An 18,552-nucleotide genomic window follows, 5' to 3' on the forward strand; every position below is an offset into this window, starting at 1 on the left:
GTCCTGCGGCCGGCACCCTCCATATCCACGCATGAGCATCACCCCGCAAGCATATGCGCCGCAAAGCGCGATCCTCGAACTGGGGGATGCCTTTTACGATCCCGTCGCCGCCGCCGACTTTCCCGAAACCCGCTTGCGCTTTCGTAACGATCGCGCGGCGCGGGAGGTCGGACTTGATACGATGGGCGACGACGAATGGCTGCGGCATTTCGGGCGGTTCGAGAGCCTGCCGGGCAGTCTCGCGGAGCCGCTGGCACTGCGCTACCACGGCCACCAGTTCCGCGTGTACAATCCCGAGATTGGCGACGGGCGCGGCTTTCTGTTCGCGCAATTGCGCGACACGCGCGGGCGGCTGATGGACCTTGCCACCAAGGGGTCCGGCACGACACCCTGGAGCCGCTTTGGCGACGGGCGACTGACGCTGAAAGGTGGCATGCGCGAAGTGCTCGCCACCGAAATGCTGGAAGCGCTGGGCGTCGAAACCTCGCGCAGCTTCTCGCTGATCGAAACCGGCGAGGCGCTGGAGCGCGGCGACGAGCCCTCCCCCACCCGTTCGGCGGTGCTGGTGCGGCTCAGCCACGGCCACATCCGCATCGGCACCTTCCAGCGCATCGCCTATCTGCGCGATGCCGAGAACATGACGCGGCTGGTCGAATATGTCCTGCGCAACCTGTATGACGAGGTGCCCGGCGAGAATGCCGCCGAGCGTCTGCTCGATCTGGTGGTCGGTCGCGCCGCGACGCTCGCCGCCAGCTATATGGCAGCGGGGTTCGTCCACGGCGTGCTCAATTCGGACAATATCAACGTGACGGGCGAGAGTTTCGATTACGGCCCGTGGCGATTCGCGCCGACCTGGGACCCAGGTTTCACCGCCGCCTATTTCGATCATGCCGGACTCTATGCCTTCGGCCGCCAGCCCGAGGCGATTCACTGGGACGTGATGCAGCTCGCGGTCAGCCTGCGCACGATCAGCGCGGCCGAACCGCTGATCGCAGTGCTGGAAAGCTTCGCAGAGCGCTACCAGCTTGCGGTGTCCCACGCGATCTTGTGGCGACTGGGCGTCACGCCACGCGATCCGCAGCAGGACCGTGGCTTGGTGCAGACGGTCGAACGCGCGCTGCGGACGAGCGAAAGCGGCCTTGATGGTTTTTTCTTCGACACGTTCGGCGGCGTCGCGCCCGAAGGCGAGGCCTTCGCCGAGGTGCGCGCTGCGCTTACGCCTTACGTCGCCCGCAAGCCCCGCGACCATCATTATTGGCAGGGCCCGCCCTGTTCGATGTTGATCGACGAAGTCGAGACGATCTGGGCGGCGATCGACCAGAAGGACGATTGGCAGCCCTTTCATGCCAAAATCGCGCGCATCCGCGAGATGGGCGAGGCGATGACGTAACCCATAGTGAGCGAACCGCCGCGAGCAGAGTGGATTTGCGCACGATTCTGAGGCAGAGGCCGTTGTAAATGTCTTCCGAACTTCTTTCCTTCGAACCCGCGACCGGTGCCACCTTGTGGCGTGGCTCGATTGGCGATGTCGACGCCGAGGTGGCCACTGCCCGGGCAAGCTGGGCGAGCTGGGCGGCACAGCCCCTCGCCTATCGCATCGAGGCCCTGCGCCGCGTCGCCAATGTCGTGCGTGCGCGTGCCGATGCCTTTGCCGATCTGATCGCGCGCGAAACCGGAAAACCGCTGTGGGAAGCCCGCACCGAAGTCGAAACCGTGATCGCCAAGGTCGACATTTCCGTGACGGCCTATGCCGAACGCACGCCGCAGCGGCGGCTCGATTCGCAAATGGGCGGGCGCATGGCGTTGCGGCACAAGCCACATGGCGTGCTCGCGGTACTCGGGCCCTATAATTTCCCGGCGCATTTGCCCAACGGCCATATCGTGCCGGCCTTGCTCGCAGGCAACGCAGTGGTGTTCAAGCCGTCGGAAAAGACCCCGGCCTCGGGCGCTTTTCTGGTCGAATGTTTCCATGCCGGCGGCGTGCCCGAGGGGTGCGTCCGCCTGTTGATCGGGGGTGCCGCCGAGGGCAAGGCGCTCGCCGCGCATGACGGCATTGATGGTCTGCTGTTCACCGGATCGGCGCACACCGGCATCGCGCTCAACCGCGCGTTCGCGAGCCGACCAGAGAAAATTCTCGCCCTCGAAATGGGCGGCAATAACCCGATCGTGGTGTGGGATTCGCCCGATTTGCATTCCGCCGCGATCGTCATCGTGCAATCGGCCTTCACCAGTGCCGGTCAGCGCTGCACTGCCGCGCGCCGCCTGATCGTCGACGAAAAGCTGTTCGAGCCGCTGCTTGGGGAAGTGACCAAGCTGGTCAACCGCATCATCGTCGACGAACCTCATGCCACCCCGTCGCCGTTCATGGGGCCGGTGATCGACAATGAGAGCGCCGATTTGCTCAGCGAGAGCTTCCTCGAACTGATGATGCGTGGCGGGCGGCCGATCCGCCATCTCGAACGCCCGATTGCGGACCGCCCGTTCCTGCGCCCCGCCTTGATCGACACCACCGAAATGAACGACCGGCCCGACATCGAGCTGTTCGGCCCGATCCTGCAGGTCATCCGCAAATCCAGCTTCGAAGATGCCATTACCGAAGCGAACAACACGCGCTACGGCCTGTCGGCATCGTTGCTCAGCCAGAACCCGGCTTTGTACGACCAGTTCTGGGCCAATGCGCGCGCCGGAATCGTCAATTGGAACAAGCCGACCAACGGTGCCTCCTCCGGAGCCCCGTTCGGCGGCATCGGCTGGTCGGGCAATCATCGGCCAAGCGCCTATTACGCGGCGGACTATTGCGCCTATCCCGTCGTTTCAAGCGAGGCCGACCAGGCGCGCGCTTCGATCGGTGTCGGTTTGCGCGACGCGTAACGCGGTTGGCGGTCGACTTATCGGGTTTCGGCCAACCGCTGGCCGCGAATTCAGGAACTTACGCGCATTCCAGGCTTTTGCGTGTTCGTGAAAAACGCTGACACCGCCGATTGCGAACCGCCCCGCGCCCGCAAGCTGAAAACCGAATCGGACAATTGCCTCGCCATTGCGATCCGCGAACGCGACAGCGAGGTCGCTGCCTTGCTGATTGACGAAGCCGCCAAATTGGCGCGGCGATCGAGGGAATTGGCGAACAAGGACTGATCCCCCATCAAGTAAGTGGGAAAAAGCTGGTCTACCCAGCCCCCAAGCAACCGTGAATTGCCCCGGGCGCAGGTCCAGCCCATCGCATAACGATGGCAACGCTTCTCGATCCCACCGCGCGCGGGCGCGTCATTCTCGTCGGTGCGGGCCCGGGCGACCCCGGCTTGCTGACGGTGCGCGCGGTCGCGGCGCTCGAAAGCGCTGATGTCGTGGTACATGACGGTTTGATTGATCCGCGCGTGCTCGAGCTCGCCCCCACGACCGCACAGCGAATCTCCGTGGCGAAGCAGCGAGCCCGGCACACCTTGCCGCAGGAGGCGATCAACACCCTCATCATCGCGCATGTGAAGACCGGCGCGATCGTGGTGCGGCTGAAGGGCGGCGATCCGTTCATCTTCGGGCGTGGCGGCGAAGAGGTTGAAGCGGTGCGCGCCGCCGGTCTGCCGGTCGAGGTAATCCCCGGCGTGTCGGCAGCGTTGGGCTGCGCGGCGGAGGCGATGCTGCCGCTGACCCACCGCGACCATAGCAGCGCGGTCAGCTTCGTTGCCGGGCAATGCAAGGGACTGACCGATCAGGACTGGTCCGGGCTGGCCGGCAAGGGCCGCACGCTCGTCATTTATATGGGCGTCGCCACCGCCAGCGACATTGCCGACAAATTGATGCGCGACGGCGTCGCCCCCGAAATGCCGGTCGCGGTGCTCGAGCGCGGCACGCTCGACGGGCACCGCGCGATCCGCACTCTGCTCGCCGACCTCGGGTCGATGGTCGAGCGCGAAAAGGTCGCGTCCCCGGCGATCATCGTCGTCGGCGAAGTTGTCGATCTGTCCGACGCCGAGGATAAGCTCGGTCGCTGGGCCAGAATTGCGGAGTCTGTTGCTTGAAACTGCTGACCGGAAACGATTTGCCGACGGGTGATGTGCTGTGGTGGACGGGCTCAAGCTGGTCCCGCCATGTCGAGGACGCCGCCGATGTCGGCGACCAGGGCGAAAGCATCGCCCGCGCCGAGGAAGGCGCGCGCCGGGTCAACGGTGCCTATGTGATCGACGCCACCGCCACGCCGGAAGGCCCGCGCCCAGCACACATAAAGGACCGCGTCCGCGCGCTCGGTCCGACGGTGCGGCCCGATCTGACCTTGAAGCCTGCGGATCCTGCGGCCGGAAGCTGGGTAATCTGACATGTATAAATACGACCAATATGACCAGCAGATCGTCGATGCCCGCGTCGAGGAGTTTCGCGATCAGGTAAGGCGCCGTCTGGCGGGACAGATCACCGAGGACCAGTTCAAGCCGCTGCGGCTGATGAACGGCCTGTATCTGCAGCTCCACGCCTATATGCTGCGCGTCGCCATCCCCTATGGCACGCTCGACAGCCGCCAGATGCGGATGCTGGCGACGATCGCGCGCAAGTACGATCGTGGCTACGGCCATTTCACCACGCGGCAGAACATCCAGTATAATTGGATCAAACTGTCCGACGCGCCAGATATCCTCGCCGAGTTGGCGACGGTCGAGATGCACGCGATCCAGACCAGCGGCAATTGCATCCGCAATATCTCGTCGGACCAATATGCCGGGGCCGCCGCCGACGAAGTCGCCGATCCGCGTGTGTGGGCGGAATTGCTGCGGCAGTGGAGCACCTTCCACCCCGAATTCAGCTACCTTCCGCGCAAGTTCAAGATCGCGGTGATCGGGGCCGAGGAAGATCGCGCGGCGATGCGGCTGCACGACATCGGCATTCAATTGCTGGAACGGGATGGCGTGCTCGGCGGGCGCATTTATGTCGGCGGCGGCATGGGCCGCACCCCGATGATCGCCCCCGAGATCAAGGATTTCGTCACCGCCGACGATTTGCTGAGCTATGTCGAGGCGTGCCTGCGCGTCTACAATCGCTACGGCCGCCGCGACAATATCTACAAGGCGCGGATCAAGATCCTGATCCATGAACTGGGTGCCGACGAATATCGCCGCCAGGTCGAGGAAGAGTTCGCGCACGTCAAATCGCTCGGGCTCGATCCGCCCAAGGCGGAGTTTAACCGCATTGCCGCGATGTTCGCACCGCCTGCGTTCGTCCCCGCCGACGCCCCGTTCGTGTCGAGCGAAGTCGAGACACCTGCGTCTGCGACGGGCTTCTCGACTGCGCTCGAAGCGAACGGTGATTTCCAGGCATGGCGCGCGCAAAACACCGCCGCGCACAAGCAACCGGGCTATGCGATCGTCACGATCAGCCTGAAACCCACCGGCGGCATCCCCGGCGACGCCACCGCCGAGCAGATCGACCTGATGGCCGATCTCGCCGAGCGCTACAGCTTCGACGAACTGCGCGTGACACATGCGCAGAACATCGTGCTGCCGCACGTCCGCAAGGCCGATCTTCACGCCATTTGGCAGGCGCTCGACGCGGCGGGTCTGGCACCTGCCAATCTCGACCTGATCAGCGACATCATCGCCTGCCCCGGCCTTGATTATTGCAGCCTCGCCAATGCGCGCTCTATTCCGGTCGCACAGAAGATCGCGACGCGCTTCGCCGATCAGAACCGCCAGCGCGATCTGGGCGAGTTGAAGCTCAAGATCAGCGGCTGCATCAATGCCTGCGGCCATCACCATGCCGGGCACATCGGCATCCTCGGCGTCGACAAGAAGGGCACCGAAAATTACCAATTGCTGCTCGGCGGATCGGGCGCGGAGGATACCAGCCTCGCCAAGATCACCGGCCCCGGCTTTGACGAGGACGGCATCGTCGATGCGGTTGAAACCGTGACCAACGTCTATCTCGCCAAACGCGCGGAGGGCGAGCGCTTCCTCGACACCTATCGCCGAGTCGGCATGGAACCCTTCAAGGAGGCGCTGTATGGATAAGGCCCAAACCGTCGCCCCGGCGCAGGCCGGAGCCGCCCCGTTGGACGCACCCCAGCACCCTCAAGCCGACCCCGGCCCGCGCCGGGGTGACGCGATTTCAGACGAGCCCGCCGTCACGCTCGACGCGTTCCTCGACTCGCAAACCAACGCCACCGCCGTGCGGCTCGAAGCGGGCGACGATGCGCGCGCGCTGCTGCCCTATCTCGACCGGATCGCATTGGTCGAAGTGAGCTTCCCCAGCTTCCGCGATGGCCGTGGTTACTCCGCCGCGCGCGTGCTGCGCGAGGCGGGCTATACCGGCGAATTGCGCGCGCAGGGCGATGTGCTGGTCGACCAGATGCCGCTGATGAAGCGCTGCGGCTTTGACAGCTTCGCGCCGCAAGCCGAGATCGATCCCGCAACCCTCGAAGCCGCGCTTACGCGCTACGAGAATGTCTATCAAAGGGCCGCTGACGGGCGCGTGCCGGTCTGGGCGCTGCGGCATGGCTAGTATTGCCCGCAAGCTCGACCTGATCGACGTCGCGCCCTTTTCTGCCGCCGATGCAGCGGCAATGGAGGCGCGTTTCGCCGGGGTCGGCACCAGCGAGATGCTGGGCGAACTGTTGACCGGCGAACTCAAAGGGCGCGTCGCGGCGGTATCGTCGTTCGGCGCCGAAAGCGCGGTGCTGCTCCACCTGATTGCACAGATCGACCGCGATATTCCGGTGATCTTCCTCAACACGCAGAAGATTTTCGGGGAAACGCTGGCCTATCGCGACCAACTGTCGGAGCAGCTCGGCTTCACCGACTTGCGGGTGTTCCGGCCCGATCCGCGTTTGCTCGCGGCCAAGGACGGCACCGGCTTGCGCTGGAATTACGATCCCGACGGGTGCTGCGACCTGCGCAAGGTCGAGCCGCTGCGCCGCGCGCTCAGCCCGTTCGACGCCTGGATTTCGGGCCGCAAGGGCTTCCAGGCGGGCACGCGCAAGGCGATGCCGCGCTTTGAGGAGGATGAGGGTCGCTTGAAGCTCAACCCGCTGGCGGATTGGGACAAAGCGCGGCTCGACGCCTATTTCGCCGAACACCAATTGCCGCGCCACCCACTCGAGGCCGAGGGCTATCCCTCGATCGGTTGCGCCCCATGCACGAGCAAGGTGCTTCCCGGCGAAGATCCGCGCGCCGGGCGTTGGCGCGGCTGGGAAAAGGTCGAATGCGGCATTCACGTGCCCGAAAAACCGGGCGAGGAGCCGGTGTTTTAGGGCTGGACTGTTTTAGCGATCAGTCGACAATCGCCCACTTGCGGCCGTTCGCGCGTCATGGCTAACTTCTCTCATGGCCGACAGTTGCATCGCGATTTCTGACGACAACGAAGTGCGTTTTGACGAGAGGCTGCGCAAGATCGTGAAGCACAAGCCCATGGAGAAACCCGAATGAGCCTGTCGCAGATCATCCCGATCGCACCTTTATTTCTAATTGCTGCCGCTGCGATCTGGAATATCCGTGGACATCGCAATCGCGGGACAGGGCATGACGATAGAACTGGGGGTGCCGACGGCATGATCGATCGCTCCCATAGCCACCACACTCCAGACGTAAATCACGGAACAGACCACCACTAACAAGCTAGGTTTGTAAAATAAGTAATCGCCAAATCTTTAGGATTGGCCGAACGGCAGTTACCCACCACACCATGCCGTTCAGCGCTTTCGCTCGGGCCTTCATCCCAAATCGACCTTAATCCGCCGCCAAGCCCTCAAGCCGCAACAACCGCCCTCGGCAACACCGCCGCCGCATAATCACTTTCTGCCAGTGCGATCAACGCGCGGTCGTCATGCTTCCACGGATGAAAGCCCGGCAGGAAGAAAGCGAGCCACGCCCCCAGGATTTTCCGCGCCATCCCCGGCTGCCCGAGCGCATACCACAGGATGCCGAAATGCGCCCGGGCACCGGTAATGCCGTCCTGCCGCAGCAGTTCGAGCATACCCTTGTACCGCCCGACAAAGAACTTGTGCGTCGTGCCCAACATCACGAAGGCCTTGATCTTCCACCGCTGCCACCGCGACCAGTCGCGCGTTGCGTGGAGCCAGGTGTCGTAGGCGACGCCCTTATGCTCGATCTCCTCGGCCGCGTGCCAGCGCCACAAGGCGGCCGCCTGTTCGTCCCCGCCCTTCAGGTGACGCGGATCGGCGATCAATTGATGCGCGAGCATCGCAGTGAAATGCTCCAGCGCCATCGTCGCGGCCAGGCTCGCGATCGGCGGACGCCCCTTGGTCAGCGCCAGCGCCTCGTCGATATGCCGCTCCAGCAGCGTCACGTCATAGCCCTGATCGGTGACATGACGGTTGAACGCCACATGTTCGCGCGTGTGGATCACCTCCTGCTTGATAAACGCCTGAATCTCCGCGTGCAGGCGCGGCGGCGTGCCCTCGCGGAAATTGCGCACGCTTTCGATGAAAAAGCCCTCGCCCTTGGGGAAGGTCACCGACAGCGCGTTGTAGAAGGCGGTCGCAAACGGATCATTGTTGAGCCACCACCGCCGCATCGCCGTGCCGCGCCCAAAGCGCAAATCACGCGGTGTAATCGACAGATCTGCAGGACTTGTTGCTTTCGCCACGGGAAACTCCGTACAGCAGGGAAGAACAGGTCTGAAACTATGAGCTACTTACACTCGTGTCAATAGTGCGCAAACGGCTTACCCCGGAAGAATCACGGGATGCCGCGATCGACGCGGCACGTGCGCTGCTGGTCGAACAGGGTCCGCAAGCGGTTACGCTAAAGGCGGTGGCGGCGCGGATTGGGCGGACGCACGCCAATCTGCTGCATCATTTCGGCTCGGCGGCGGATTTGCAAAAGGCGCTGATCACGCATCTCGCGGATTCGATCACCGCACAAATCGGCGCGGCGGCGAAGCGCGCGCGCGTGGGCGAGGCCGATCCGCGCGAAGTGGTCGATCTCACCTTCGACGCCTTTGCCCATGGCGCGGGGGCGATGGCGACCTGGATGATCCTGTCCGGCAATCACGATGCGCTTGACCCAGTTCTCAACGCGATTCACCGCCTGGTCGACGAACTGGCCGAGGATGCGGATTCGGGAAAGCTGATCTACGAGGACACGCTCCAGCTGGTGCTGATGGCGATGGGCGATGCACTGCTCGGCAAGGCGATGGCGAGCGCTTTGGGCCTGCCGCCAGAGGCCGCGCGGACCATCGCGACGCGCGCTTTGATCGCCTCGCGCAGCGTGCTGCCAGCCTGACTGGCTAAAATCGCAATTTCCGCTAAAGAGCGGTCATGCATTTTCTTGACCAAGCAAAGATCTTCGTCCGATCGGGCGCGGGCGGCCCCGGTGCCGTCAGTTTCCGGCGCGAAAAGTTCATCGAATATGGCGGCCCTGACGGCGGCAATGGCGGCAAGGGTGGCGATATCGTGTTCGAGGCCGTCGCTGGCCTCAACACGCTGATCGACTTCCGCTACACCCAGCATTTCCGTGCCCCGCGCGGCCATGGCGGATCGGGCTCGAACCGCACCGGCGCAGGTGGCGACGACCTCATCATCCGCGTCCCCGTCGGCACCCAGGTGCTGAGCGAGGACAAGGAGGAAGTGCTGGCGGACTTCACCGTGCCGGGCGAGCGCATCGTGTTCCTGCGCGGCGGCGATGGCGGTCGCGGCAACGCCACCTACAAGACCTCGACCAATCGCGCCCCGCGCCAGCACGGCACCGGCTGGCCCTATCAGGAAATGTGGGTGTGGCTGCGGCTGAAGCTGCTCGCCGATGCCGGGCTTGTGGGTCTTCCCAATGCCGGCAAATCGACCTTCATCAATGCGGTGACCAATGCGCAGGCCAAGGTCGGTGCCTATCCCTTCACCACGGTGCGCCCGCAATTGGGCGTGGTCAGCCGCCACAACCGCGAATTCGTCGTCGCCGATATTCCCGGCCTGATCGAAGGTGCAGCGGACGGTGCCGGGATCGGCGACCGCTTCCTCGGCCATATCGAACGCTGCAAGGTGTTGCTCCATTTGGTCGATGCGACCGAGGATAACCCTGTGGAAAACTACCGGATCGTCCGTGCAGAACTCGACGCGTACGGCGCGGGGCTTGTGGACAAGCCGCAAGTGATCGGCCTCAACAAGATCGACGCGCTCGATCCCGCCGACGTGAAGAAGCTCGTCACCAAGCTGAAGCGCGCGAGCAAGGCCGACGTGCTGCCGATGTCGGGCGCGGGCGGTGCCGGGATCGACGCGGTGGTCGACCGGTTGATCGAAGTGATCGGCCCGGCCGAAGGTGCCCCCGCGCGCGACGACGACACGCCACCGGGCGAATGGTCGCCTGTTTGAGATAGCGGCATGTTCTCCCCCGCCTCCGCGCCACGCCTGATCGTCAAGGTCGGTTCGTCGCTGCTCGTCGCGCCCGATGGGACGGTGCGGCGGGCATGGCTGGCGAGCCTGGTGGCCGACATCGCCGCACGCGCTCGCCTGGGCCAGGAAATCGCGGTGGTGTCGTCGGGCGCGATTGCGCTGGGGGCACGGCGGTTGAAGCTGCCCAAGGGCGGCCGTGCCAGCCTGGAAGATGCACAAGCCGCCGCTGCTACCGGGCAGATCGCACTGTCGGGCGTCTGGGCCGAATTGCTAGCAGCAGAGGGGCTGACCGCCGCGCAGATGCTGGTGACGCTCGATGACCTTGAGGACCGCCGTCGCTATCTCAACGCTGCCGCCACGCTCGGGCGACTGCTGTCGCTGGGTGTGGTGCCGGTGATCAACGAAAATGACAGCGTCGCCACCGAGGAAATCCGCTTCGGCGACAATGACCGGCTCGCCGCGCGGGTGGCGCAGGCGGCGGGCGCGCAGGGCGTGATCCTGTTGTCCGACGTCGCCGGACTGTACGACGCCAACCCCAACACCAACCCCGACGCCACGCTGATCCCGCGCGTCGAGCGAATCGATGCGCGGATCGAGGCGATGGCCGATGGCGGATCGGGATCGGGCATGGGGTCTGGCGGGATGGTCTCAAAGATCGCCGCCGCGCGCATTGCCACCGCTGCCGGCGCACAGCTCGCGATCGTTTCCGGCCATGCCGAGCATCCGCTCGCCACGTTCGACGCAACCGCGCGTGGTACGGTGTTCGCCGCCGAACGTGCCGCACCCGCACGCAAGGCCTGGCTGGCGGGCGGACTCACTGCCAAAGGCGAGATCATGATCGACGCAGGCGCGGCGCGCGCGCTGGCCGACGGCAAGAGCTTGCTCGCCGCCGGGGCAACGCAGGTTTCGGGCAGCTTTGCGCGCGGGGACTTGCTGTCGGTCGTCGGGCCGGACGGGCGGACGCTGGCCCGCGGCCTCAGCGAATATGATGCCGCCGACGCCGCCGCGATCACCGGCAAGCGTAGCGACGAACATGCCGCGATCCTCGGCTATGCCCCGCGCGCGGCACTCATCCACCGCAACCATATGGCGCTGGTGTGATCCGCGCGGAGGAAGCACAACGATGACCATCCTCGCCATTACCGGCGGCACCGGCTTTGTCGGATCGCGGCTGATCGATCTCGCGCTCGCCGCCGGGCATGAGGTGCGGGCGCTCACCCGTCGCCCGCAACCCGCACGGGCTGGCGTGATGTGGATCGAGGGCGCACTCGACACGCCCGCAGCGCTTGATCGGCTGGTAACCGAGGCAGACACGGTGATTCACGTCGCCGGTGTCGTCAACGCACCCGATCGAGCCGGATTTGCCGCAGGAAATATCACGGGTACGCAAGCGGTCGTCGATGCCGCCGAGCGCGCCGATGCCCGCCGCTTCGTCCACGTCTCCTCACTGGCGGCGCGCGAACCGGACCTGTCCATCTATGGCTGGTCCAAAGATGAAGCCGAGCAAGTCGTCGCCAAGTCCAGCCTCGATTGGGCGATGGTGCGGCCGCCCGCCATCTATGGCCCCGGCGACATGGAAATGCGCGACCTGTTCCGCATGGCGAGGATGGGGATCGCGCTGCTTCCCCCGGCGGGCCGCGTATCGGTGATCGAGGTCGGCGATGTCGCTGCCTTGCTGCTCGCGCTTGCCGAGGCAGGCCCCTCCCACGAAATCTACGAACCCGACGATGGCCAACCGGGCGGCTGGAGTTACGCCGAATTGGCCCGCGCGGTTGGTGTCGCGGTCGGCCACAAGGTGCTGCCGGTGGCGCTGCCCAAGGCGATCCTGTCGCTTGCCGCCCATATCGACCAGATATTCCGCGGCAAGGCCGCAAAGCTGACCGCCGACCGCGTCGGCTATCTCTGCCATCCGGACTGGACTGCCTCCCCCTCCAAGCGCCCCGATCCGGCGCTTTGGGTGCCGCAGGTGCCGACGCCACAAGGGCTTGCCGCAACGGCGGCATGGTATCGCGCGAACGGCTTGTTATAGGCGTGCTATAAAGCCGCCGCATTTTGGCGGCACAGCGATACAACACTTCAAGGACTGACCATGAGCGACCGCCAGGCCATTTACGATACCGTCACCGCGCAGATCGAACCCTTCAACAAAAAGGGTGTTACGCTGAGCGATGCGACGACCTTCCAGGGCGATCTCGAATGGGACAGCCTGACCGTGATGGATTTCGTCGCGGCGATCGAGGATGAGTTCGACATCATCATCACCATGAACATGCAGGCGGAAATCGAAACCGTCGGCCAATTGGTCGATGCCGTCGCGAAGCTGAAGGGCTGATCCGATGAGCGATGCCGGCCTTGTGACCGAAAGCCTCCCCGCCGATCCCGCGACGATCGCGCCCGAGCGCGACCTGATGTCGAAGTTCGACGCGCTGATCGCCGAACGCCAGGCGCTGATCGACACCGGTGTGACCGATCCGTTCGCGATCGTGATGGAGCAGGTGAAATCCCCGACCGAGGCCGTCATCGCAGGGCGCGACACCATCCTGCTCGGCACCTACAATTATATGGGGATGACCTTCGATCCCGACGTGATCGCCGCCGGTCACGCAGCACTCGACCAGTTCGGGTCGGGCACCAATGGCAGCCGGATGCTCAACGGCACCTTCCGTGACCATATCGAGGTCGAGGATGCGCTGCGCGACTTTTACGGCGTGTCGGGCGCGATCGTGTTCTCGACCGGATACATGGCCAATCTCGGCATGATCTCGACGCTCGCGGGCAAGGGCGAATATGTCATCCTCGATGCCGACAGCCATGCCTCGATCTATGACGGCTGCCAGCAGGGCAATGCCGAGATCGTCCGCTTCCGCCACAACAGCGTCGAGGATCTCGACAAGCGGCTCGGTCGCCTGCCCAAGGAGCCGGGCAAATTGGTCGTGCTGGAAGGCGTCTATTCGATGCTCGGCGACATTGCGCCGCTGAAGGAAATGGTCGCCGTCGCCAAGAAGCATGGTGCGATGGTGCTGAGCGACGAAGCGCATTCGATGGGCTTTTACGGCCCCAATGGGCGCGGCGTGTATGAGGAGCAAGGCTGCGAGGGCGATGTCGATTTCGTCGTCGGCACCTTTTCCAAATCGGTCGGCACGGTTGGCGGTTTCTGCATTTCCAACCATCCGAAGTTCGAGGCGATCCGCCTCGCCTGCCGTCCCTATATCTTCACCGCCTCGCTGCCGCCGTCGGTCGTCGCCACCGCTGCGGCCTCGATCCGCAAGCTCAAGCACGCGCACAAGAAACGGCAGCAATTGTGGGAGAATGCCCGGTCGCTGCATGGCGGCCTGAAGGCGCTTGGCTTCAAGCTCGGCACGGAAAACCCCGACAGCGCGATCATCGCGATCATCCTGAACGACCAGGAACAGGCCGTGGCAATGTGGCAGGCGCTGCTCGAAGGCGGGCTTTACGTCAACATGGCGCGCCCCCCGGCGACCCCGGCTGGCACTTATCTGCTGCGCTGCTCGCTCTGCGCGGAGCATACGCCCGAGCAAATCGCCACGGTGCTGACGATGTTCGCCGCTGCAGGGCGCGCCACCGGTGCAATCGGCTGACCGCCTGTCCGCCGCCTGTTCAAAAATGCTCGCTTGGGCTAAAAAGCTGACATGAGCGGGACAGTGGCCGAGGCAACAGAAGCGGACCCGCCTGGCGCGGCTTGGCGCACCGTCACGTTGGTCGTGGTGGCGGTGCTGGGTGCGCTGGTGCTGGTCGCGCTCAACCTGACGCTTGCCGAGGCGAACCGTCAGCGCGACCGCGCGCTGAAATTGCAGACGCACAGTTACGAGGTGATGATCCTCTCGGCCAATCTGGCCGGGACGATGGCCCATGCCGAGGCGGCACTCGGCCGCTATGTCATCAGCGCCGATACCACGCTTGGCCAGGCCTATTCGGCCGACTGGCAATTGGCCGGGCAACAATTGGCGCGCCTCGACCAGATCACGCACGACAATCGCGAACAGCAAGTGCTGCTCAAGCAATTGCGCCAAGCCTTCGAAGCGCGCCGCGAGGAATTGTCGCTGACCGCGCGCAGCACCCTGTATGGCAAGAACGCCCAGGCGCTCGCCCTGTTCTACAAGACCCGCGAATCGCCGTCGCTGACCAGGATCGACACGTTGCTCGACCGGATCGGGACACAGGAACGCACGCTGCTCTCCCGTCGCACCGGTGACGCGATGAGTTCGGTCGCGCGATCGAGCGGCATTGCCAGCGCCTTGTCGGTGTTCGGCGTGCTGCTCGTGCTGGGGGCGATTGCGCTCGGCTGGCTGACGGTGACCGCGCTTGGTCAACGCGCAACCGCCCGCGCCGAGGCCGAGGCCGAGCGTGACCGCGCCGTCGAGTTGGAAGCGGCGGTCGCCCGCGCCTCCGCCGTGCTGCTGGCGCAGGAAAGCAAGCTGCGCCAGGTCCAGAAAATGGAGGCAGTCGGCCAGTTGACCGGCGGCATCGCGCACGATTTCAACAATATGCTGGCGGTCGTTCTGGGCGGTCTCGAACTCGCCAAGCGGCAGATCGATAGCGATCCCGCCGCCGCGCGCCGCCATATCGACAATGCCGCCGACGGTGCCAATCGCGCCGCCGCACTGACCCGGCAGTTGCTCGCTTTCTCGCGCGAAGAGGCGTTGCGATCGGAGCCGATCGAACCGGTGGCGCTGGTCAAGGGCATGTCCGACTTGCTCGACCGCACGCTGGGCGACGGCATCAAGGTTACGGTCAACGCCGCCAATGACGCGGCATGGCTGGTGCGGTCGGATCGGCACCAGCTTGAAAACGCGGTGCTAAACCTTGCCGTTAATGCCCGCGACGCGATGAACGGGCGTGGCCAGTTGACCATTACCGCTGCCGCCGAGACGCTTGCCGAGGGCGCGGTCGGCACTTGCCGCGCGGGGGAATATGTCGCGCTGAGTGTTACCGACACCGGCTGCGGGATGACGCCGGAGCTGCTCGAACGTGTGTTCGAACCCTTCTTCACGACCAAGCCTGCGGGCAAAGGCACGGGCCTTGGCCTCAGCCAGGTCTTCGCCTTCGTGCGGCAGGCCGAGGGCGAGGTTGGACTTCGCTCCGAAGTCGGACGGGGCACCACGGTTACGATCTATCTCCCGCGCTATGCGGACGGCACCGTCGCTGAGCCGCATTCCGAAAACGCGGCGATCGATTTGCCCAATACCCCGACGCTGGACATCCTTGTCGTGGAGGATGATCCGCGCGTTCTGACCGCGACGATCGGTGCCCTGCGCGAACTCGGCCATCGCCCCGTTGCCTGCAGCGATCCGCTTGCGGCTCCGGCGGCGCTCGATCAGCTCGCGCACGTCGACTTGCTGATGTCCGACGTTCTGATGCCGGGGCAGACCGGCCCCGAAATGGTCGCGGCGCTCCAGCATCGCCACACCGATATGGCGGTGCTGTTCGTCACCGGTTATGCGGGCGAAGCCGGTGGTGAGGTCGAATTTGGCGGCCATCACGTGCTGCGCAAGCCCTTTACCCTGGCCGGGCTCGAACGGGCGATTGCCGCAGCGCTGGACGCGCGATCGGCACGCGCCGCGCCCACCGCCGTCGCCGCCGAATGATTTCGTAGCTGACGGACGGCGCGCGCACCGATATAGCCGCATAATGCGGGTTCCCCCTCCCCTCCGGCCAGAGGCCAGCTTCCTCCCATCATGAAGTCCATCGACCGCTACATGGCCCGACTGATCGCGGTGCCGCTGTTCTCCACACTGGTCATCTTTGCGATGTTGCTGGTGCTCGACCGCATGCTGCGCCTGTTCGATTTCGTGGCGACCGAGGGCGGGCCGGTCAGCGTGGTGTGGCGGATGCTCGCCAATTTGCTGCCGGAATATGTCGGGCTGGGTATTCCGGTCGGGCTGTTGCTCGGCACGCTGCTCGCTTTCCGCAAGCTGGCGACCTCATCCGAACTCGACGTGATGCGCGCGGTCGGCATGAGCTATCCGCGGATGCTGCGCGTCCCCTATATGTACGCGATTACGCTCGGCCTGCTCAATTTCGCCATCGTCGGCTTTGTTCAGCCCGATGCCCGTTACAATTACGAGAAGTTGCGCTTCGAATTGCGCACCGGCGCGCTGGGCGCGTCGATCAAAGTTGGCGAATTCACTCATTTCGGCAACAACATGACGCTCAGGATCGAGCAGAGCCATGACAATGGGCGCAAGCTCTCGGGCATCTTCCTGCGCCGCGATGACGGCAAGGGTGGCTCGATCGCCGTCACCGCCGCCAGCGGGCAGTTCTTTGCGATCGACAATCCCGACGAGATCATCTTCCGCCTCACGGATGGCACGCTGATCCGAACCGAGGCGCGCGTCGCGTCGCCACGGGTCCTGCGGTTCACGGCGTTCAGCTTGCCGATTTCCTTGCCCAAAACCGAGAGTTTCCGGATTCGCGGCGGCGAAAATCTCGAGCGGACCCTGCCGGAACTGGTCAAGGTCGGCACCGACCACGATTCCACCAAGGAGGAACGCGACACCAGCCGCGCCGCCTTCAACTTCCGCACCGCCGAAGTGCTCTCGATCCTGGTGCTGCCGTTGCTTGCGCTCGCGCTCGGCATCCCGCCAAAACGCTCGACATCGGCGCTGGGCGTGTTCCTCGCGATCATCATGATCGTGGCGTATCACAAGGTGAACGAATATGCGCAGGCGGTGGGCGGCCTCGGCAAGATCGATCCGGTGCTGGCGATCTGGATTCCGTTCACTGTCTTTACCGGGCTGACGCTCTGGATGTTCTACACCATCGCCTTCGTCCCCGGCGGGCAACCGATCGGCGCGCTGGAGCGGGTCTTCTCCAAGCTCGGCAAGGCGATTGGCAAATTGATGCCTGGACGGCGCGACGCCAACCGATCCAAGGAAGCGGCGGCATGACCGCACTCGACCTTTTCCCCTCGCGCACCGTCGCGCTCTACATGGGCAAGATGTTCCTCACGCGCACCTTCGCTGTGCTGATGATGCTGGTGCTGGTGTTGCAGGCGCTCGACTTGCTGACCGAATCGGGCCACATTCTGGCGCATGCGGGCAATGGCCAGCCCGAGATCCTGCGCTATCTGTCGCTGCGCATCCCTGAAATCATCGCGCAATTCCTGCCTTTCTCGGTGTTGCTGGGCACGATCATCACGCTGTCCACGCTCAACCAGAATAGCGAAGTGATCGCACTGAAGGCATCGGGCATGTCGGCGCATCAGGTGCTCGCCCCCCTGTTGATCGCCAGCCTGGGCGTCGCCTTCATCTCCTTCACCTTCAACGACCGCATTGTCAGCCGCGCGACCGCAACGCTCGATCAATGGCAGAAGGTCGAATATGGCCCGGTACCGGTGGACCGGGGCGACCGCACCAACGTGTGGGTGCGCGACGGCGACGATCTGCTGCAAGTCGACCAGGTGCGGGGACGCGGCGATGCGACACGCCTGTCGGGCATTACGCTGTTTGATCGCACCGGCGGCAATCTGGTCGGCATCATTACCGCCAAGACCGGGGTGCGGGTCGCGAGTGGCTGGAAAGTCGGCCCGGCAACACGTTTTGACGTTGCCAGCGGGAAGTTGGCGAAGGTCGGAACCGTGGTGATTGGCCGCGATGTGCGGCCCGATCAATTTGCGCTGTCGAACATCGATGCCAATGGACTGTCGTTCGGCGCGCTGCGCGATACGATCGCCGATCTGAAGGCCGGTGGTCGCCCCACCAAGGCGCTGGAGGGTGCAATGTGGCATAAGCTGGCGGGGCCGTTGTCCTCGGTGCTGATGCCGCTGCTGGGTGCGGTCGCTGCCTTTGGCCTGGCGCGGTCGGGCAAGCTGTTCATCCGCGCGGTGATCGGGATGATGCTCGGCTTCCTCTATTTCGTCGCCGACAATTTCGCGCTGGCGATGGGCAATCTCGGTGCCTATCCCCCCTTTCTCGCGGCTTGGGCCCCGTTCCTGCTGTTCTTCATGATCGGCGAAGCGGTGCTGATCCGGACCGAGGAATAGCGGCGATGGCATTGGGGTGGAGCATCGCGCTCCTTGCCGTCGCTGCTTATTGTGTCGTTCAGATCATCCGCGATGCCCGTGATCGCGCGTGGGTGATGGTCGTGATCGGCATCTTGTCCGTGGCGGTACTCCTTACCGTCCCGCTCGAGCCCGTATCGGTCACGCTACCGATCCGCCAGACAGCCCCTAACGGACGATAAAGCGAGCGCAGCGGCATTTAATTCTCGCT

The 18,552-nt window shown here is 64.5% G+C and carries 19 protein-coding genes; 18 read left to right on the forward strand and 1 reads right to left on the reverse strand.

Annotation, left to right across the window (positions count from 1 at the left end):
• The first annotated feature begins 31 nt into the window (after positions 1-31).
• The 8 genes from ACP7BL_RS05920 to ACP7BL_RS05955 all read left to right on the forward strand — a co-directional run bounded on the left by ACP7BL_RS05920 (position 32) and on the right by ACP7BL_RS05955 (position 7,228).
• Positions 32-1,390 carry a protein adenylyltransferase SelO family protein gene (locus tag ACP7BL_RS05920; protein WP_426257849.1) on the forward strand — a complete coding sequence of 453 codons (1,359 nt, stop codon included), beginning with the start codon at positions 32-34 and terminating at the stop codon, positions 1,388-1,390.
• Between the two features lie 68 nt (positions 1,391-1,458).
• Complete coding sequence (gene astD, locus ACP7BL_RS05925) at positions 1,459-2,871, forward strand: succinylglutamate-semialdehyde dehydrogenase (RefSeq protein ID WP_126846983.1); 1,413 nt, start codon at positions 1,459-1,461, stop codon at positions 2,869-2,871.
• Positions 2,872-2,958: 87 nt separating this feature from the next.
• Complete coding sequence (locus ACP7BL_RS05930; protein ID WP_231564988.1) at positions 2,959-3,135, forward strand: hypothetical protein; 177 nt, start codon at positions 2,959-2,961, stop codon at positions 3,133-3,135.
• Positions 3,136-3,227: 92 nt separating this feature from the next.
• Positions 3,228-4,016: a uroporphyrinogen-III C-methyltransferase gene (gene cobA, locus ACP7BL_RS05935; RefSeq protein WP_426257850.1), complete on the forward strand. Its 789-nt coding sequence runs from the start codon at positions 3,228-3,230 to the stop codon at positions 4,014-4,016.
• Positions 4,013-4,309 carry a DUF2849 domain-containing protein gene (locus tag ACP7BL_RS05940; RefSeq protein ID WP_126846979.1) on the forward strand — a complete coding sequence of 99 codons (297 nt, stop codon included), beginning with the start codon at positions 4,013-4,015 and terminating at the stop codon, positions 4,307-4,309. Before cobA ends, ACP7BL_RS05940 begins: the two co-directional genes overlap by 4 nt.
• Position 4,310: 1 nt before the next feature.
• The gene (locus ACP7BL_RS05945) at positions 4,311-5,990 is read left to right on the forward strand and encodes a nitrite/sulfite reductase (RefSeq protein ID WP_426257851.1); all 1,680 of its coding nucleotides are present in this window, start codon (positions 4,311-4,313) and stop codon (positions 5,988-5,990) included.
• A complete protein-coding gene (locus tag ACP7BL_RS05950) occupies positions 5,983-6,480 on the forward strand; it encodes a DUF934 domain-containing protein (protein ID WP_260591525.1) in 498 nt (165 codons plus the stop codon). The genes ACP7BL_RS05945 and ACP7BL_RS05950 overlap by 8 nt, the downstream gene beginning before the upstream one ends.
• On the forward strand, positions 6,473-7,228 hold the full coding sequence (locus ACP7BL_RS05955) for a phosphoadenylyl-sulfate reductase (RefSeq protein WP_426257852.1): 756 nt from the start codon (positions 6,473-6,475) through the stop codon (positions 7,226-7,228). Before ACP7BL_RS05950 ends, ACP7BL_RS05955 begins: the two co-directional genes overlap by 8 nt.
• Before the next feature lie 494 nt (positions 7,229-7,722).
• Here the strand turns inward: ACP7BL_RS05955 and ACP7BL_RS05960 are convergent, their stop codons facing one another.
• Positions 7,723-8,583, reverse strand: coding sequence for a metal-dependent hydrolase (locus ACP7BL_RS05960; RefSeq protein ID WP_426257853.1), 861 nt, complete (start codon positions 8,581-8,583; stop codon positions 7,723-7,725).
• A gap of 56 nt (positions 8,584-8,639) precedes the next feature.
• Here ACP7BL_RS05960 and ACP7BL_RS05965 point away from each other — a divergent pair, with 56 nt between their 5' ends.
• The 10 genes from ACP7BL_RS05965 (at position 8,640) to ACP7BL_RS06010 (ending at position 18,523) form a co-directional block, all read left to right on the forward strand.
• Positions 8,640-9,221 carry a TetR family transcriptional regulator gene (locus ACP7BL_RS05965; RefSeq protein WP_426257854.1) on the forward strand — a complete coding sequence of 194 codons (582 nt, stop codon included), beginning with the start codon at positions 8,640-8,642 and terminating at the stop codon, positions 9,219-9,221.
• A gap of 35 nt (positions 9,222-9,256) precedes the next feature.
• Entirely contained in the window at positions 9,257-10,300 is a 1,044-nt protein-coding gene (gene obgE / locus ACP7BL_RS05970; RefSeq protein WP_010403913.1) for a GTPase ObgE, read from the forward strand.
• Positions 10,301-10,309: 9 nt separating this feature from the next.
• Positions 10,310-11,422 carry a glutamate 5-kinase gene (gene proB / locus ACP7BL_RS05975; RefSeq protein ID WP_033965051.1) on the forward strand — a complete coding sequence of 371 codons (1,113 nt, stop codon included), beginning with the start codon at positions 10,310-10,312 and terminating at the stop codon, positions 11,420-11,422.
• A 22-nt stretch (positions 11,423-11,444) separates the two neighbouring features.
• On the forward strand, positions 11,445-12,350 hold the full coding sequence (locus tag ACP7BL_RS05980; RefSeq protein ID WP_426257855.1) for an NAD(P)H-binding protein: 906 nt from the start codon (positions 11,445-11,447) through the stop codon (positions 12,348-12,350).
• 60 nt (positions 12,351-12,410) lie between these two features.
• The gene (locus ACP7BL_RS05985) at positions 12,411-12,653 is read left to right on the forward strand and encodes an acyl carrier protein (RefSeq protein ID WP_010185174.1); all 243 of its coding nucleotides are present in this window, start codon (positions 12,411-12,413) and stop codon (positions 12,651-12,653) included.
• 4 nt (positions 12,654-12,657) lie between these two features.
• Positions 12,658-13,920: a serine palmitoyltransferase gene (spt, locus tag ACP7BL_RS05990; RefSeq protein ID WP_126846965.1), complete on the forward strand. Its 1,263-nt coding sequence runs from the start codon at positions 12,658-12,660 to the stop codon at positions 13,918-13,920.
• Between the two features lie 51 nt (positions 13,921-13,971).
• Complete coding sequence (locus ACP7BL_RS05995; protein ID WP_033965050.1) at positions 13,972-15,927, forward strand: ATP-binding protein; 1,956 nt, start codon at positions 13,972-13,974, stop codon at positions 15,925-15,927.
• Between the two features lie 90 nt (positions 15,928-16,017).
• Positions 16,018-17,229: an LPS export ABC transporter permease LptF gene (gene lptF / locus ACP7BL_RS06000; protein ID WP_426257856.1), complete on the forward strand. Its 1,212-nt coding sequence runs from the start codon at positions 16,018-16,020 to the stop codon at positions 17,227-17,229.
• The gene (lptG, locus tag ACP7BL_RS06005) at positions 17,226-18,323 is read left to right on the forward strand and encodes an LPS export ABC transporter permease LptG (protein ID WP_426257857.1); all 1,098 of its coding nucleotides are present in this window, start codon (positions 17,226-17,228) and stop codon (positions 18,321-18,323) included. Before lptF ends, lptG begins: the two co-directional genes overlap by 4 nt.
• 5 nt (positions 18,324-18,328) lie before the next feature.
• Positions 18,329-18,523, forward strand: coding sequence for a hypothetical protein (locus ACP7BL_RS06010; protein ID WP_426257858.1), 195 nt, complete (start codon positions 18,329-18,331; stop codon positions 18,521-18,523).
• The last annotated feature ends 29 nt before the right edge of the window (positions 18,524-18,552 follow it).

Source organism: Sphingomonas sp. DC1600-2, from assembly GCF_049897605.1.
Lineage (GTDB): Bacteria > Pseudomonadota > Alphaproteobacteria > Sphingomonadales > Sphingomonadaceae > Sphingomonas.

Coding starts and splice junctions, on each gene's coding strand:
- ACP7BL_RS05920 (WP_426257849.1), top strand. CDS start 32: ATGAGCATCACCCCGCAAGCATATGCGCCGCAAAGCGCGATCCTCGAA.
- astD (WP_126846983.1), top strand. CDS start 1,459: ATGTCTTCCGAACTTCTTTCCTTCGAACCCGCGACCGGTGCCACCTTG.
- cobA (WP_426257850.1), top strand. CDS start 3,228: ATGGCAACGCTTCTCGATCCCACCGCGCGCGGGCGCGTCATTCTCGTC.
- ACP7BL_RS05945 (WP_426257851.1), top strand. CDS start 4,311: ATGTATAAATACGACCAATATGACCAGCAGATCGTCGATGCCCGCGTC.
- ACP7BL_RS05950 (WP_260591525.1), top strand. CDS start 5,983: ATGGATAAGGCCCAAACCGTCGCCCCGGCGCAGGCCGGAGCCGCCCCG.
- ACP7BL_RS05955 (WP_426257852.1), top strand. CDS start 6,473: ATGGCTAGTATTGCCCGCAAGCTCGACCTGATCGACGTCGCGCCCTTT.
- obgE (WP_010403913.1), top strand. CDS start 9,257: ATGCATTTTCTTGACCAAGCAAAGATCTTCGTCCGATCGGGCGCGGGC.
- proB (WP_033965051.1), top strand. CDS start 10,310: ATGTTCTCCCCCGCCTCCGCGCCACGCCTGATCGTCAAGGTCGGTTCG.
- ACP7BL_RS05980 (WP_426257855.1), top strand. CDS start 11,445: ATGACCATCCTCGCCATTACCGGCGGCACCGGCTTTGTCGGATCGCGG.
- ACP7BL_RS05985 (WP_010185174.1), top strand. CDS start 12,411: ATGAGCGACCGCCAGGCCATTTACGATACCGTCACCGCGCAGATCGAA.
- spt (WP_126846965.1), top strand. CDS start 12,658: ATGAGCGATGCCGGCCTTGTGACCGAAAGCCTCCCCGCCGATCCCGCG.
- ACP7BL_RS05995 (WP_033965050.1), top strand. CDS start 13,972: ATGAGCGGGACAGTGGCCGAGGCAACAGAAGCGGACCCGCCTGGCGCG.
- lptF (WP_426257856.1), top strand. CDS start 16,018: ATGAAGTCCATCGACCGCTACATGGCCCGACTGATCGCGGTGCCGCTG.
- lptG (WP_426257857.1), top strand. CDS start 17,226: ATGACCGCACTCGACCTTTTCCCCTCGCGCACCGTCGCGCTCTACATG.
- ACP7BL_RS06010 (WP_426257858.1), top strand. CDS start 18,329: ATGGCATTGGGGTGGAGCATCGCGCTCCTTGCCGTCGCTGCTTATTGT.